The sequence below is a fragment of the Pseudomonas sp. B20 genome (assembly GCF_020515755.1).
Classification (GTDB): Bacteria; Pseudomonadota; Gammaproteobacteria; order Pseudomonadales; family Pseudomonadaceae; genus Aquipseudomonas; species Aquipseudomonas syringae.
In genome coordinates, this window is sequence record NZ_JAHPJG010000027.1 from 42521 (window position 1) to 56656 (window position 14136).

Genomic DNA, 14136 nt, shown 5'->3' on the forward strand with positions numbered 1-14136 from the left:
ACTACCGGCATCCCGGTAGATGCCACGCAAACCCGTGCTATGTCGGCCGTGCAGATTCCCCAGATTTGGGGGCTGCAATTATTTTGCATCCCCCTATTGCCATGTGTAAGACAATGTCTTACATTCGCCCTGTCGACACGGAATGAGGCTCTCATGGCAAACACACCAACAGTAACGATGCGCTTACCGCCCGAACTGATCGCACGAATCGACGCATACGCGGAGAGGGTGTCCAGGGAAACAGGGGTAGAAGTGAGCAGAACCGCAGCACTCCGGGCGCTTGTAATGGCCGGGCTTGAGGTCAAGGAGAAGACTCAGAAGTGAGCCATGATCCAAAGCTGGATCATCAATTATGAGTTGCCGACCCGGTGTGCAACCACCGGGCCAGCTATCACACGACGCAACTTGAAGGTGAACGTCATGCAACCGAACCAGAATACCATCCAAATCCTCGACGCACGTGGGGAAATCATCGGCACTATGAATCTGCCGGCCAGCATCAGACTGACCGATCTGGCCCCACTGAAAATGCTGGGTGCCATCAGCGTCAAAGTGCTGCCTTGCTCTACCCCCTTTGGCGGAGTCAGCGTAGGGGGTGTGCAATGATTCCTAGAGCCTGCGGTGGGGATGTAGATGCCAGCACACCTGAACGCCGCAAGGCATACGCTACTCAGCTACTCAAGACCGCAATGCACTACGGGACTGAGATTGAGATCGCGGCCATCACTGCTAGCATCGAGAGTCAGATAGGCTCAATGCTTACCACTCGCCACAACCCTGGCCTGAACGACGCGAGCTACGATGTATATCGCAAGTTTTGGCTAAAAGGCGGTGAGGTATGAGCCAGCCCCCCGCCGACTTGCTGGACGTTGCGGAGGTGGCAAAATGAAAACCTCTATCGAGACACGCGACGACCTTAGCTTCACAGCGCTTGACGCTGAAGGGCGAATGATCAACTGGCCTCGTAACAATCCCGGTTTACCGGCTGACTGGCAAAAGGGCATGGCGTTCGTCGATGGCGAATTACACAGCTTGGCTTCGCACGATGAAACAGAAGCGTTTGATGCAATCAGGTTCGCCATTTTAGGAATGGGCGGGCGCTCAACAAATCTCGAGCTCGGGTTCGTCGACAGACTCGCTAGAGCGGCTGTGCTGGGACTGCGAGCGATGAGAGGTGGTGCTGATCAGTTCGAGCCAATCGAAAACTGACCCAACCCTCAATAAAGCGAAAGTTTCGTAGTAAGACCTGCTGACGCGACATTGAAAAAGGGATGCCCTCAAATCCGAGTGCATCCCTTTTTCGTTTGATGACCCAAATCTGGGCCGTCTTTAATGCGTCCAAATGTGGACGGATCGTGTAATTACCCGAGCGAGCCGAATGTGTAGGTTTAATCAAGCTGGCAGGACATCCACCAGTGTTGGGAGTTGGCCAGGCCCGTGAGACAGGCCATATTATCCGAATCAGACCTAGAGCCCCATCTGCCGAGCAACCACCCTGGGCTCCACGCCATTCGCCAAGGCGCGCCGCGCATCAGCAGTCATCTCGACCAGGGCCTTCTCCTCAAACGCCGCTGCCATTGCGCCAGCCTTCCTCACAATGAGCAGTGCCAGCTCGGGCGGGAATGTCACACGCTCGGCATTTGGCAGGTAGTCGCAGTCGATCACGTACATCGGGGCTCCGAGCTATTTGTGGTATGGCGGGAAGTTTAGCGCGTAGCGGTCCGGCCGGGTCAGGGGCTTCACGATCAGCCCGTCCATTATCTGCTCCTGTTTTCGGTGGTGGGGATGGTAATAGTTATAAAGGGGATCAGTTTTTGATCCGTTCCAACCTACAAAAAGCCGCTCAAGGGTTCAATTTTTGACCCGTTCGCGACGGGGCCAATACACAACCAGACTGAACCAGAAAATAAGGGATCAAAAATTGACCGTAGACGTATCAAAAATTGACCCTGCCAAAATTGAAATTAGGCGGACAGTTTTCGAATCGGCTTCTCAGTTGGCCGATGGTGCAGGAGCTTCCCGGGGCACTCATGAATGCGCAGCCAGGTCAGCGCGTATAGGCTGGGTTTCATCCCGCTTTCACCCTTAAAGTTGTCGCGGGTTTTAACGATGAGGTTCCGGTCTTGGAGCCCTTGCAATGCGGTGCGCAAGGTGTTTTTAGCCATCCCTCCGCGCGCTTCCATCATGGATTCGGTGGCAGCCAAGTCGCCGTTGTTGTTACCCCGATACTGCGATATCAGCAGAAACAATACGCGGTACTCCGATCCGGTCATGGTCAACCAATCAGGATGTTCGCCTAGCAACCTAGGGATCATGTACGCGCCGCGTCCACCCCAGTCAGCGTCACGACGGACTTTGCTTTTGGCCATTCAACAGCTCACAGGCAGGCGCAGAGATGCCCTCAAAGCCGAGGACATCTCTACGGAGGTTTTACGAGGCTTCACGCATCAAGATGTACTTGGCTACTCGATGAGGTGGCCTGCCTGGTTCGGTGGACTGATGCGTCCAGTAGGTGCGGATTTCGTGACCCTGATTCCGCAGGCGTCGAATCGTACTGGGAGGCTGGACGATATCCAGGATTTCAGCTGCTTCGATGGTCGATATTGGTCCGTTGCGAAGCGCCTCGATCATTTTGCGGTCTTGCTCAGTGGAAGAGTGGCGTGTCATAGTTTCGGCCTCACGTTGGTGCTACCCAGTGTGTTTTTGCTCTGGCGGTGCTCGAACACCGCCAGGGCAATTCTTGGCGCAACCCTGCGCAAATCCCTATCCTTCAAACTCTGCACGATCACCGTGCCCCGACCTTTGCTGCGCGCTCAACCCACGCCTTTAGCTCGGTCATCAAGATCAGTCGGCGGCGGCCAATTTTGAACGCTTTCAAATCGCCAGCAGCGATCAGCTCATAAACTCCAGAGCGGGAGTAACCAACGATTCGCGCTGCGTCCTCGACGCTCACGGACAGTGGGGCGATTTGGTGTGTCTGTTCCATAGGAAATCTCCAAGTCTCAGTCGACGCGACCAAGATATGCAGGAATCCTATTGCTGTATTTGCGTGCAGTCAACTGCAATCACTGACCGATTGTGAGCGCATGGACTTCGGTGGATGCAGAAGGTAGGATTAGGCATAGGTGTGAATTGACGAGTGCAGATGAAATGGCGAAGAACAAGCCCAACCAAGGCGCAAGGAAGACTGAGACGCTGACACTCCGCCTTGACCCTAAGGTGAAGATGATGATTGAGCTGATTTCAAGAATTCGCAGACAGTCAATTACAGGGGTGGTCGAAGCCGCGATTGAGGAGATTTCCTTCGATCTCGATGCGCCGTTTGAGTTAGATGGAGAGGCTCACGTAATGTCGCTTGGAAGCGCCGTGAGCGAGATATGGTCGACCGATGAAAGCGAACGCTTCATCAATTTGTGTCATTTCCTACCGTCGCTTATTACCTATGAGGAACAGCGAATTTGGGAAACCATTAAAGCGTCGAAATACTTTCTAGTTGAGGGCGATGATGAGATGTCGTCTTACTGGGAGGTCCCAAACGTAGGCCGGATAAACCGCTATCGTTTGCGATACATGTGGACAACCTTGCTAAATCACGTCGAGGACAATAAGGACAGCAGGACAATCGTTCCTTTTAGCCCCGCTGCCTAGATTAGCTCCACCGCCGCCGCCTTTGTGCCCGGTGCAAGATGAGCATACCGCAGCGTCATCTTGATGTCGGAGTGCCCCAGCAGATCCCGCACGGTGTTGAGCGGCACGCCAGCCATGACGAGGCGTGAGGCGAAGTCATGACGCATATCGTGCCAGCGGAATGCTTCAATCTTGGCGCGCTCCAGAAGATTCAGCCAGGCGCTTTTGGCATTGTCGAGGCGCTCTCCGGACTGCCCCGGGAAGACATAGCCGGTCCCTTTCGATTGCTTTTTCCAAGCGTGGAGCGTGGCGGCTGTCTCCCTGTTCATCGGGATGTGGCGGGTATCGAGTGTCTTCGTGTTATCCCCCACAACTGTGATCGTTTTCGTGGTGAAGTTAACCGCCGGCCATTTGAGATCGAACAACTCGCCGCGGCGCATTCCGGTATTCAGGGACACCAGCACCATGGGTTTAAGGTGATCCGTGAACTCTACCAGTCGAAGGCTGGCCAGCTCCGGCTTGCCTCGATCTTCCCGCCACTTATTGGCGCTATCGCGCTCTGCTTTTGCCTCGTCTTGGCGTGCATCCAGCGCTTCACGTAGACGCTTAGATTCGTCGTCGGCCAGATAGCGCACCTTGCCTTTCGAGTCGACCTTAAGTGCGCTCAGCTTCGCCATGGGGTGCGCTTCGAGGTACTCCCACTCAACGGCACGACTGAATACGCCGCTGATACTCCCCATTTTCCTGTTCACCGTTGACGGCTTGTTACCGGCCTGCAACCAGGTGGTGCGGATCTGCTCCAGATCTCGGCCTGTGATGGCGTCGATCCGCTGGGGCATGATGGATTCGAAGTTGTTGGCCAGCGTGTGCTGCGTTTTATCGTGGCCGCGGTGGTGCGCCTTGAACCAGGGAAGGTACGTCTCGTCGATAAAGTCGTGAAGCGAGGGGAGGGCAGCACCCTTGCGGCCCTGAGACACGGCAAGGGGCTCGCCGTGCTTTCTAGCGTCGGCAAGATATTGCGTTGCCTCTTGGCGGGCCTGATCGAGAGTCAGGATGCCGACCCGGCCGAGTGTCTTCTTTCGACCTCGCGCCCACGTCACTACATAGGACTTAGCCCCGGCCGCCGTTACCCTCACGAATAAGCCGGTGATGGTAGTATCGTGGACTTCATATTCCCGGCCAGTGACCTGCAGGCCGGATAGCAGTTTGGCGGTTAGCTTCTCTTTCACTTTGTTCCCGTGGGTGCAGGGTGGGTGCAAAAAGAACTATACCGACCTGTTTCTTCGGACGCTACCAGACGTTTAAGCCAGCATTTGTTGTATGTACCCAATGGTTGCTAGCGTTAAAAACTCCCTCCTAAGGGGAAGGTTGCAGGTTCGAACCCCGCCTGGGACACCATATAACTCAAGGCTTGCAGCCTATTCGCTCTGACAGTCATAAAGCCCGTGACAGCAGGGTGGCAGCAACAGGCATAGAAAGGTCGAGTAATATCTCCTTTGGTCGTGCTTCATCGCGCCGACTGGCCCAGTGTTAGAGTTCGATTTCTTCTAGTCCAAAAATTGGACTTAGGTTTTCCGGTTCCGTCTGGTTGCGGATCGGCATCGAATTAGCAGTCTAAAAAATAGACTGCTGGTGGCCTTTTTGGATGTTTTGTTAGTCCAAAAATTGGATACCCTTATAAATTTACCACCCATACCTATCAGAGTTAGGGGTGCGCTACGCGTCTCCGCGCGCCTGCCAACGCCGAGGAAGCCCTAGGTCCGCGATCGATTGCAGCTATCTGCTCACCGCCAAAGTCGAGTTTCCGCCAGAGCTGGCCCTTTTAATCGTTCGTGTGGCCGAGAAGATGGCTGCAGTGTTCGAGCAGAAGGCGCTGGACCAGATGACGACTGATGCCCAGCGCGCGTTGCAGCGTGGCGTGGAGCCCAGTGTGATTGCTCGCCAGATGGGCTATAGGGCTGAATCGGCATAAATGGTCTGTCCCGCGGGCCAGGCTAGCTCCCTCATTTTGAGGAAGTCCGGTCACAACTCTTTCACAGAGGCAGGTTTAACGTTAAACCGCCGTGATCCAAAGTTATCGACCGTGTAGAACACGACACACTGTATTGAAACGTACACACTCCGGCTCGCCCGGGTAATTACGCGATCTGTCCAGATTTGGACGCATTAAAGATGTGTCCAGATCTGGATCATTGAACGAAAAAAGGATGCACTCAGTTTTGAGGGCATCCCTTGATAATGTTGCGAGACGCCACCCCGTCGCAGCGTAGTGCCGTACTACGAAAGTTTCGTAGTTACTCCGGCGTATATGTGTCCTCTAACGTTGGCCACTTGCCTACACTGATGTCGATCACGTCTTTTTCGGTCATCGGATCGTAGCGATTCAAATGGCCGCTGAGGCCAAGCAGGACCCAGCTTGTAGCGCTGCAGTCATTGGCCCAGGCGTCATAATCCAGATGATCGCCGACGTCGTTCTTGCCAGCACACCATTCTGGAAGTTGCCTGTTGAGACGCATCTCGTTCAGGTAGGTCCACCAGCGCGATGCGTGCTTTCGCTCTGAGATCAGCAGTTCGGCGATTACTGCTTTTGAGCGTTCGTGAACTTGGCTTCGATAAGGGCTGCTTCCAAGACAGATACAGGCCCCTCGGGTATGTTCGCGCTGATTGGGCACCCCCTTTCAGCCAAAACTTGCGATGTACGTCATAGCTCGCGTCATTTAGGCCAGGGTTGTTGCGAGTGGCGAGCATTGAGCTGATCTGACCCTCTATGCTGGCCGTGATGGCTGCAATCTCAATCTCACTCCCGTAGCGCATTGCGGTCTTGAGTAGCAGAGTGGCGTATGCCTTGTGGCGTTTTGGCGTTTTGGCGTTCTGGCATCTGAATGCCCAGCGTGGGCTTTGAGAATCATTGCACACCCCATGCGCTGACTCCGGCAAAGGGAGTAGAGCAAGGCACACCACTTTGCGTTGATGGCACCCAGCATTTTCAGTGGCCCAGATCGGTCAGTTTGATGCTGGCCGGCAAGTTCATAGCGCCTATTATTTCCCCGCGTGCATCGAGGATTGGAATGGTATTCTGGTTCGCTTGCATGACGTGCTTCTCAAGAATTGCGTCGTGTGGCAGCCAACCCGGTGGTTGCACACCGGGTTGGCACTTCTTTTTGATGTCCGAATTACGGACTTCTACTGCTTACTTTTCTCGCTGATCCACCTGGCCGCCCAACTGAGCGGGTCGAGTGAGTCCATTGGTGCCAGTGGCTCGCCTGTCCGTGCCGCCCTTATCCCTTCCTTCGCTGTCTCCATCCGTATGGCGGTGAGTTTGTATCCTGCTGCTCGCTGCCTCTCTTTGTAGTCCCGTTGCGTGGCTGCTGCTGAGCGTGGCTGCTTGGGCTGGTCTGTCACTGCTTACCTCCGTTACTAGTCACGCAATAGGGGTATGCAAAATAATTGCAGCCCCTAATGCAAAGTATGTTGCTGCCGAGACAGGGAGGTATCTAAATAGAGGGCTTCAAATGATTTCGTTGATTAAATTGCTTTCGAAGAAAATCTTGGCTGCATTGATCGCGGGTGCATCGCTTATTTCTGGGACTTGTTGGATGGTGTCGGCAAATGCCCAGGTGGATTCTATTGGCGCGAGCCCGAAAGCAGCTGAGATGCTAATCAAGTATTCAGCCTTGCTAAATCAGTCGGCCGCCGGTGCAGCTATGCTTGCTGGCGTCTGCATCGCGTTAGCGCTCTGCGTAGATGACTGAATGATCAGATGCTGAATGGGAGCATATCTGCTGTACAGGCGGAGCCTAGGTTGCGGTCCTGCCCTCAGTGACCAGAGAGCGGCAGCGCCCTTGCCTAGAACCAGACACTGCCTAGGTGGGTGTCGAGAGATCGGCTTGGGTTTCAGCCGATCTCTCTGTGAGAGCGAAGCAGAAATTCCTGTTTTGAGATATCGGAAGGCTCGCCGGTATCTATCCAGGGTTGGGTAGTTTCGGATTTGAGATCCTGAAGGCGTGATATCCCAACCACCAATGGTGGAATATCTTTTACGAGATAATCGCGAAACCCAAGAGTAACTGGCTGGGTTACTGATGGGTCATGGGATAGCTATCCGCGAGGGCACCTGCCATACCGGAGTGGGAGGCCAGGTCTAGCGCTGTAGGAGCGGGGTGTGAAAATCCCACTTTGAGATGCAGGAAGATTTTCCGGTATCTGCCTAGGTATCATTCCTGGGAATGACAACCATTCGCGACCAAGTCGTAAAGTGATTCAGGCCCACTTTGAGATACGCGCAGAACTGCTCACATCTGGATGCGTGGTCGAGCCCCCAGTGGAGGTTGGAGCAGGTCGGGCCGAACGAACCGTTCACCCCTAGCGCGGGAATACTTGGCCTACCGAAACGGGAGGTCAGGTGCAAAACATTTTGCAACTGAGATGTGCTCAAAGCTGAGCACAGCCCCCACTGGGGGATGAAGCTAAGACGAATTGCCGAGTGCGCCGGTTTGGTATCGGTGGGATGATTAAGTCACATTCCGGGTTTGTAAATCCGTAGGTGCCAGCTTGATTTGGCTGGAGGCACAATCCGCAGCTCATGATAACCTTTGTAGCTCCATATGCGTCTTAAGCAGGGACAGCTAGTGCAAATTATCAGTATCTTCAACAACAAGGGCGGAGTCGGAAAAACGACCTACATCTATCACATTGCTCATTTGCTCGAGCGTGCTGGTCAGACAGTTTTGCTCGTTGATCTAGACAGCCAGTGCAACCTATCTTCCTATTGCCTCTCCGATCAAGAGCTTGAACGAAGCTGGAGGTCTGAGAGAGGAAACAGCATCTGGAATGCGATCGAGCGCGTTTCTGTGGGTATGGGCGATATCAGAGAGCGCCGGCCTACCCGCCTGATCAAGCAGCACGCCTTAGGTGAATACGAGAACCTTTACCTCGTACCTGGTGACGTAATGTTGAGTTCTTACGAGGATCGACTTGGAGATACGTGGGCGGCGGCCCGCGGTGGTGATCCTATGGCACTCAGGGTTCAATCGGCAATCTATCGATATATCCTCTGGTGTGCGGAAACCATTCAGGCGGATGTAGTGTTGCTTGATTTAGGCCCGAACCTAGGTTCGTTGAACCGCGCTGTATTGGCTGCTAGCAATTATTTCATTACTCCCGTGTCACCCGACCTTTTTTCGATACGGGGGACTGAGAACCTCGGAAGCAAGCTCAATACATGGCGTACCGGTTGGGACCAGTGCAACACCTACGCTGATTACATAGATTTCCAGTTACCAGCAGGAAGGCCTTGCTTTCTCGGTTACGTGAAGCAGCAGCATAATGTTCGAGACAACGAGGCCGGCATGACAAGGGGCTGGAACTTGTTTGGAGAGCAGATTGAAGGTGCGGTGCGCCAGAACATCGTTTCCCGATTGGAACCGTTGGGACAAGTTTTTCACTGGGGCGATGGTCTTTTTGACTTGGGCGGTATACCCAACCTTCATAGCCTTGTTCCATATTCTCAAGAAGCAAGGAAACCAATCTTTGACCTGCGAAGTGCGGACGGGCTGACGGGGGCTCACATATCTCGCGCTCGCAATTCAGCAGAGTATTTCGAGCCTATGGTTGATGTCCTGTTGCAGGTCCTCGACTAGATATCCGATCTCATCTGGGGATAACGTTGGAGCTTTCTTGCGCATGCTGAGACAGGCTATATCAGCCAATTCGGACTGGATCGCCTGTTATCAATTGTTATGGTTGCACCGTCCGCGCCTCTGGGTGAGCATGGTGCAACTCTTGAAAGACCCTAGACAGATTCGACCACATGGCCACGCTCAGTCCCGAAATCAAAACGTTCACCGCCCGGGCTTTGGCCTGCTTCGACTCGCTGTCGCAGGTAGCAGAGGTCGTCAAGGTTAATTTCGGGGTGACTGTCTCTCGCCAGCAGGTCGAGATTCGCGCCCCGACCAAGCGCAGCAGTAAAGGTCTGGCCAAGCGCTGGGTCACGCTGTTTGAAGACACCCGGGCGAGCTTTCGCGAAACGATGGTAGAGGTGCCAGTCGCGAACCGGGCCTATCGCCTTCATGCACTAGGCAGGATGCTTGAAGAGGCCGAAAGGCGCGACATCCTAAAGTTGCTGGAACAGGCTGCCAAGGAGTGCGGCGATATTTACAGCAGTCGCCCAGGTAAAGCAGATGACAGGGCAAGCAAACTCGCCGCACCGGTGCGCTTCGAGTTCGTGTTGGCACCACTCGGCGCTCCCCGACAATAGGTCGGAACAGGCCGCCTCGTCCCTTTGGTGATCTCCCCCACCCTGCGTTGCAGGCCGGACGTCCAATCTGCGCCACGATTTCATACGCCGCCATTTCGTGGCGCTGCTCACGTAAAAACAAACTGTCTTAGTACCGCCATCATGTTGATTGCTAAGACGGCGAGCCCTAATGCCGAGGTCCATTCGGATTCTGGAGTATATGAAAACCGGGAGCCTTTCGACGGATACTTGCCGAGCGTGATAAGCCTCATCAACGGCCAGCCGATCGGGAAGCAGATCGCGCGAAAAACCACTTCGACCAATATTTCTATCAAGCTCAAACCCCGTCGCAGAGTGAGTGTGCCGCAGGGTAAGTGCGGCGCGTCCCGCGCTTAATGGCCGGCCCGGCGCAGATCATCTGCTCTGTCCTTGAGGTAAGTGATGAGAAGCTCAATCTGTTCGGCGCTTGTGGCTATCGGGTATTCGCCAACCATTGAGCGCAGGACATCATGGTGGTCTACCCAGAACAGAGCTTCCTCTACATAGCTTGAGTATTCCTCCGGTGACATAGATTCCATGGTTGGGATGTCGGAGACGTCGTTACCTATATCAATTGTTATGGTGTGCTTCATCATGCTTCCTATGGGGTAGGGTTTACCTAATCAATACCGGCAACCGGCCACTATTTCAAGGCGAATGAACCACTGGAGGACGTTATGCAAAAACAACCCTATGAATGGGGCTTCATTCCCAGTGCCCAGTGGGGGCTCGACCCCTTATCCAGATGCGAGCAGTTCTGCGCGCATTTAAAAGTGGGCCGTATCACTTTTACGATTTGCTCGCGAAAGGGTGTCTTTCCTTGAAACGGCACCCCTCTGTATCCCGAATCCGAAACTATCGACATCGCGATAGACACCGGAGTCGGTGTCACGCAAGCTCGGTTCATCTCCTTTGCCGGATCTAAAACTTGATTAAGGTTGTGCTTGCCTACCCAGCTTCGCCGCACGGACGAACTCAAGCGCCTCCAAAAATACATCAGAGAGCTCCTGCCTGGAAATCACTTCGCTCTCGTTTAACTGCCAAGCGATCCCGTATTTGAGGTCAAGGCCTGGGTAGGCGATAGGGTTGTCGATTGCCTTGTATTTTCGAGAAGCCTCAAATTTTGCCAGTGGTATACGCACGCGGGCGAAGCGATCTCTCGCGGCTTCGATCCGCGCCGCGACATCGGGAGGATCATCGCTCTGCCCATTCTTAACTCGCTGAGCCAGAGTGCGGAGGATCTCATACGCCCCCAAGATCCACAGGTAGGATTGCGTCTTATGTGACTGGATCGAGTAATGGTCGTAAAGAGCATTTTGCTCGTCCGGATGCGCTCTGACGAATCTCGCATCCATAGAGCATAAGTTCGCATCTAACTGCCCCATATCCTGCACAAGTTCTGGAAGGTGCGGCTCGAATCTCGCCATACCGATCGAGACCTTAAGCCACCGTTCGAAGCGATCCTCCATGACTACCTCCTCATCCGACATCAACTATTCCTAACTGAAAGTTCGAACTCCAGCATCACACTAGCCTGTCAGCGCACCTTCCGAACACATCTGAGGGGAAGGTTGCACGTTCGAACCCCGCCTGTGACACCACACAAACAAGCATCACTGACTCTCCTCCGCCGCCGCCTCCTTCCCAGCCCCCTCATTAATCAACACCATGCTCTGCGGTGCAGACAGCGCTACACCCAATTCCCTCAGACGCCCCAAGACCGTAAACAACAGATCACTCCGTGCGCCACCCACCGAGCGTGGGCTGTTCACGTAGCCGCTGGCGCTGATGATCAAACCGGTATTGGTCAGGTCCTTGAAGGTGACTGAAGGCGCTGGCGCATCGAGTATGGCTTCGTGTTCGGTGAAGGCCTGCAGCAGCAGTTCGCGTATTTGCAGAACGTCTGTTTCCAGGGGCAGGGTAAGGGTGATTCCGACCACGCCCAGCGCATTGCCCATGGTGACGTTGCGCACGTTCTGCGTGATGAACTGCGAGTTCGGCACGATCACTGTCGAGCGGTCGCCCATCTGGATTTCGGTCGCGCGGACGTTGATCCGGCGAATATCGCCTTCGACCCCCGCCAGGCTTACCCAGTCGCCGACTTTGACCGGACGCTCGGTCAGCAGAATCAGGCCGGAGATGAAGTTCTGCACAATGGCTTGCAGGCCGAAACCTATCCCCACCGACAGCGCACTGACCACCCAGGTCAGGTTGGTGAGGCTGATGTTGAGTGTGGACATCACCACGGCCACCACCAGCACAAAGCCGATGTAACCGATCAGGGTCACCAGCGAGGCCTGCATGCCCGCGTCCATATTGGTTTCGGGCAGCAGGCGTTCTCCAAACCATTCCTTGAGTACACGCACACTCAGCAGGCCGACGACCAGGCAGACCAATGCCACCAGAATGTCGCTGGGGACAATGTTCAGGTTGCCCATGGATTTGGACGTGACATCCAGCTGAGTAAAGCTGGCGAGCAGGTCGCCCGGGCTCGACCCTGAGGGCAGGAACGCCAGCAGGACAGCGGTGAGCAGCAGTAAGGTGCGACCTATGCCGGCCAGTACGGTACTTGCCTGCGCCTGATGGCGAGTGGACAAGCCCAACGCTGAGCCCAGCGCCAGGCCGCCAGGTTGTTTGGGCGACAGGAGGGTTTCGCAGATGTCACCGAAGCAGGCGATCAGCAGGTACGCAGTGGACGCCACTACGCTGACCCAGAGCAGTTTCACTGCCAGAAAGTAAGCCAGCGTCAGGTAGCCGCTCAACAATGCCAGCAAACTCAGGCCGACCCACACCGCAACGATAAACGGAATCAGCCCGGCGAAGCCTGCCGGGCGCTCCAGCTCAAAGCGGCGGCGGGTACGGCGATAACGCAGCAGGGCGTAGAAGAACACCAGCGAAACCGCCAGTGCCGTCAGGCCATTGACCGCAACCGTCAGTGCCAGGCTGCTGGCAATCACACTGTTGATTCGCTCCTGCGTGCCGATGACCATCAGTGCCAGCGCCAGGGCAGGGGGGATGCGGCCCAGTGCGGTGGCGATCTGGTCAGGAATTTGCGGCAGGCGCCACGAGGCGTGTGCCAGCATCAACAGCGCACGGCCCAGACCGACGATAAAGGCGCAGAAGGTAATCAGCGTTTGCACCTGATCGAGCAGATTGACTACGTCATTGCTGAGCACCGCGTTGTGGACGATTCCCCAGCGCAGCAAGGAAGTGGCAATGGTGATGGTGAGAATGGTCGACAGCCCGACAGCCAGGGCCAGCGCACTGCGGCGCAGTCGGCCTTCCGGCAGCCAGCGAATCATCGCCCAGATCAGCAGGCGCTCCAGTAGGCGCCGGACAACCACCCAGATGAACAACGCGCCCAGCGCCACACTGATGAATTGCACACGGTTGTCCGGTGCCATCGCGTTATTGAGCACCTGGCGCACGTCCACCAGAAGCCTGTTCAGGCGTCCCAGGTCGTCATCGGTCGGGCGAATCAGCGTGGACCAGAATGCCGAGCTTAGCGGGCTAGCGGTGCGCGTGCTGATCTGTGAGTCGAAGAGGCTGCGGCGCAGGTTGAATATCTGCGTGGCCAGATCCCGGGCTGACTGGCTTAGCTCATTGGTCTGCCGTTCATCACTGACCAGCGCGTTTTTCTGCGCGGTCAACGTTTTGCGCTGACTGGTCAGGCTTTGCGCTTCGTCCGGTTGCACCGGCCCGAGAATGTTGAGCTGATCATTCAGGTGTTCGATGTCGACAGCTTGCTGCGCAACCAGATTGTCGGCTTGTTTCTGAACCTGCAAAGCCGCCTGACGCAGGCTTGAAAGCAGGTCATCGTTGGCGCTGCCCGTCACTTTCTGACGGATCTGATCGAGCTGTTGGTTCAGATCATCCAGGCTCGGGGCTTCCACGACAGGCGCTGCGCTGCTGGCACTATCGGCCTGGGGCGCGGGGGCATTCTGGGCCAGGGCCGGCAAGGTCACGCACAGCAAGAGCAAGGTGAGCAACCCGGTACGAAAACGGTTCAGCGAAGCGTGCTGCATTCTTTTTCCTTCTTTCTCTGCGCGATGCGGCCTGGCAAGGCCTGTGGTTCGAGCCTGGGTCTTGTACGTTTTTGAGCAGCATTCACTGGCCGCCCGAGATCGGCGCACAGGATATCAAGGCGCTCACGTTTGAGCGCTGTCAATGCGGGCCAACCCATGCCTGAAGGCTGCATTTTCAGCAGAATCCTGCCCGGTTGCCAGGCTTGCTGA

The 14136-nt window shown here is 55.3% G+C and carries 16 protein-coding genes; 7 read left to right on the forward strand and 9 right to left on the reverse strand.

Going from position 1 to position 14136, the window contains the following annotated elements:
* The first annotated feature begins 327 nt into the window (after nucleotides 1–327).
* Together LIX91_RS22680 and LIX91_RS22685 are read left to right on the forward strand one after the other, a co-directional pair.
* A complete protein-coding gene (locus LIX91_RS22680; protein ID WP_226489198.1) occupies nucleotides 328–606 on the forward strand; it encodes a hypothetical protein in 279 nt (92 codons plus the stop codon).
* Nucleotides 607–885: 279 nt separating this feature from the next.
* A complete protein-coding gene (locus tag LIX91_RS22685; RefSeq protein WP_096125620.1) occupies nucleotides 886–1209 on the forward strand; it encodes a hypothetical protein in 324 nt (107 codons plus the stop codon).
* A gap of 258 nt (nucleotides 1210–1467) precedes the next feature.
* Here LIX91_RS22685 and LIX91_RS22690 read toward each other — a convergent pair whose 3' ends face one another.
* From LIX91_RS22690 to LIX91_RS22705, 4 genes are all read right to left on the reverse strand, one after another.
* On the reverse strand, nucleotides 1468–1671 hold the full coding sequence (locus LIX91_RS22690) for a hypothetical protein (RefSeq protein WP_096125619.1): 204 nt from the start codon (nucleotides 1669–1671) through the stop codon (nucleotides 1468–1470).
* Nucleotides 1672–1964: 293 nt separating this feature from the next.
* Nucleotides 1965–2369, reverse strand: a complete 405-nt coding sequence (locus tag LIX91_RS22695) for a MarR family transcriptional regulator (protein ID WP_032699229.1) — start codon at nucleotides 2367–2369, stop codon at nucleotides 1965–1967.
* A 61-nt stretch (nucleotides 2370–2430) separates the two neighbouring features.
* A complete protein-coding gene (locus tag LIX91_RS22700) occupies nucleotides 2431–2667 on the reverse strand; it encodes a helix-turn-helix domain-containing protein (protein WP_080115813.1) in 237 nt (78 codons plus the stop codon).
* Between the two features lie 118 nt (nucleotides 2668–2785).
* Nucleotides 2786–2986: a helix-turn-helix domain-containing protein gene (locus LIX91_RS22705; protein ID WP_032699225.1), complete on the reverse strand. Its 201-nt coding sequence runs from the start codon at nucleotides 2984–2986 to the stop codon at nucleotides 2786–2788.
* Nucleotides 2987–3150: 164 nt separating this feature from the next.
* On the opposite strand from LIX91_RS22705, the gene LIX91_RS22710 reads away from it, so the two are divergent.
* A complete protein-coding gene (locus LIX91_RS22710) occupies nucleotides 3151–3648 on the forward strand; it encodes a hypothetical protein (RefSeq protein ID WP_096125618.1) in 498 nt (165 codons plus the stop codon).
* On the opposite strand, the gene LIX91_RS22715 is transcribed toward LIX91_RS22710, so the two are convergent.
* Nucleotides 3645–4856, reverse strand: coding sequence for a site-specific integrase (locus LIX91_RS22715; protein ID WP_096125617.1), 1212 nt, complete (start codon nucleotides 4854–4856; stop codon nucleotides 3645–3647). The two genes, LIX91_RS22710 and LIX91_RS22715, sit on opposite strands and share 4 nt — an antisense overlap.
* Nucleotides 4857–5473: 617 nt before the next feature.
* Here LIX91_RS22715 and LIX91_RS22720 point away from each other — a divergent pair.
* Nucleotides 5474–5599, forward strand: coding sequence for a hypothetical protein (locus tag LIX91_RS22720; protein WP_317135440.1), 126 nt, complete (start codon nucleotides 5474–5476; stop codon nucleotides 5597–5599).
* A gap of 322 nt (nucleotides 5600–5921) precedes the next feature.
* On the opposite strand, the gene LIX91_RS22725 is transcribed toward LIX91_RS22720, so the two are convergent.
* Nucleotides 5922–6299 carry a hypothetical protein gene (locus LIX91_RS22725; RefSeq protein ID WP_226489200.1) on the reverse strand — a complete coding sequence of 126 codons (378 nt, stop codon included), beginning with the start codon at nucleotides 6297–6299 and terminating at the stop codon, nucleotides 5922–5924.
* A gap of 840 nt (nucleotides 6300–7139) precedes the next feature.
* On the opposite strand from LIX91_RS22725, the gene LIX91_RS22730 reads away from it, so the two are divergent.
* The 3 genes from LIX91_RS22730 (at nucleotide 7140) to LIX91_RS22740 (ending at nucleotide 9883) form a co-directional block, all read left to right on the forward strand.
* Nucleotides 7140–7379: a hypothetical protein gene (locus tag LIX91_RS22730; protein ID WP_226489201.1), complete on the forward strand. Its 240-nt coding sequence runs from the start codon at nucleotides 7140–7142 to the stop codon at nucleotides 7377–7379.
* Nucleotides 7380–8255: 876 nt separating this feature from the next.
* Complete coding sequence (locus tag LIX91_RS22735) at nucleotides 8256–9266, forward strand: ParA family protein (protein WP_024663524.1); 1011 nt, start codon at nucleotides 8256–8258, stop codon at nucleotides 9264–9266.
* 170 nt (nucleotides 9267–9436) lie between these two features.
* Entirely contained in the window at nucleotides 9437–9883 is a 447-nt protein-coding gene (locus LIX91_RS22740; RefSeq protein ID WP_226489202.1) for a DUF2280 domain-containing protein, read from the forward strand.
* 371 nt (nucleotides 9884–10254) lie between these two features.
* Here LIX91_RS22740 and LIX91_RS22750 read toward each other — a convergent pair whose 3' ends face one another.
* From LIX91_RS22750 to LIX91_RS22760, 3 genes are all read right to left on the reverse strand, one after another.
* Nucleotides 10255–10494 (reverse strand): hypothetical protein, encoded by a 240-nt coding sequence (locus tag LIX91_RS22750; protein WP_226489203.1) that lies wholly within the window; start codon nucleotides 10492–10494, stop codon nucleotides 10255–10257.
* 339 nt (nucleotides 10495–10833) lie between these two features.
* Nucleotides 10834–11370, reverse strand: coding sequence for a hypothetical protein (locus tag LIX91_RS22755; protein ID WP_226489204.1), 537 nt, complete (start codon nucleotides 11368–11370; stop codon nucleotides 10834–10836).
* A gap of 144 nt (nucleotides 11371–11514) precedes the next feature.
* The gene (locus tag LIX91_RS22760) at nucleotides 11515–13926 is read right to left on the reverse strand and encodes a DUF3772 domain-containing protein (protein WP_226489205.1); all 2412 of its coding nucleotides are present in this window, start codon (nucleotides 13924–13926) and stop codon (nucleotides 11515–11517) included.
* Nucleotides 13927–14136 lie beyond the last annotated feature (210 nt).

Coding starts and splice junctions, on each gene's coding strand:
- LIX91_RS22700 (WP_080115813.1), bottom strand. CDS start 2,667: ATGACACGCCACTCTTCCACTGAGCAAGACCGCAAAATGATCGAGGCG.
- LIX91_RS22730 (WP_226489201.1), top strand. CDS start 7,140: ATGATTTCGTTGATTAAATTGCTTTCGAAGAAAATCTTGGCTGCATTG.
- LIX91_RS22705 (WP_032699225.1), bottom strand. CDS start 2,986: ATGGAACAGACACACCAAATCGCCCCACTGTCCGTGAGCGTCGAGGAC.
- LIX91_RS22690 (WP_096125619.1), bottom strand. CDS start 1,671: ATGTACGTGATCGACTGCGACTACCTGCCAAATGCCGAGCGTGTGACA.
- LIX91_RS22720 (WP_317135440.1), top strand. CDS start 5,474: ATGGCTGCAGTGTTCGAGCAGAAGGCGCTGGACCAGATGACGACTGAT.
- LIX91_RS22750 (WP_226489203.1), bottom strand. CDS start 10,494: ATGAAGCACACCATAACAATTGATATAGGTAACGACGTCTCCGACATC.
- LIX91_RS22740 (WP_226489202.1), top strand. CDS start 9,437: ATGGCCACGCTCAGTCCCGAAATCAAAACGTTCACCGCCCGGGCTTTG.
- LIX91_RS22685 (WP_096125620.1), top strand. CDS start 886: ATGAAAACCTCTATCGAGACACGCGACGACCTTAGCTTCACAGCGCTT.
- LIX91_RS22760 (WP_226489205.1), bottom strand. CDS start 13,926: ATGCAGCACGCTTCGCTGAACCGTTTTCGTACCGGGTTGCTCACCTTG.
- LIX91_RS22695 (WP_032699229.1), bottom strand. CDS start 2,369: ATGGCCAAAAGCAAAGTCCGTCGTGACGCTGACTGGGGTGGACGCGGC.
- LIX91_RS22680 (WP_226489198.1), top strand. CDS start 328: ATGATCCAAAGCTGGATCATCAATTATGAGTTGCCGACCCGGTGTGCA.
- LIX91_RS22710 (WP_096125618.1), top strand. CDS start 3,151: ATGGCGAAGAACAAGCCCAACCAAGGCGCAAGGAAGACTGAGACGCTG.
- LIX91_RS22755 (WP_226489204.1), bottom strand. CDS start 11,370: ATGGAGGATCGCTTCGAACGGTGGCTTAAGGTCTCGATCGGTATGGCG.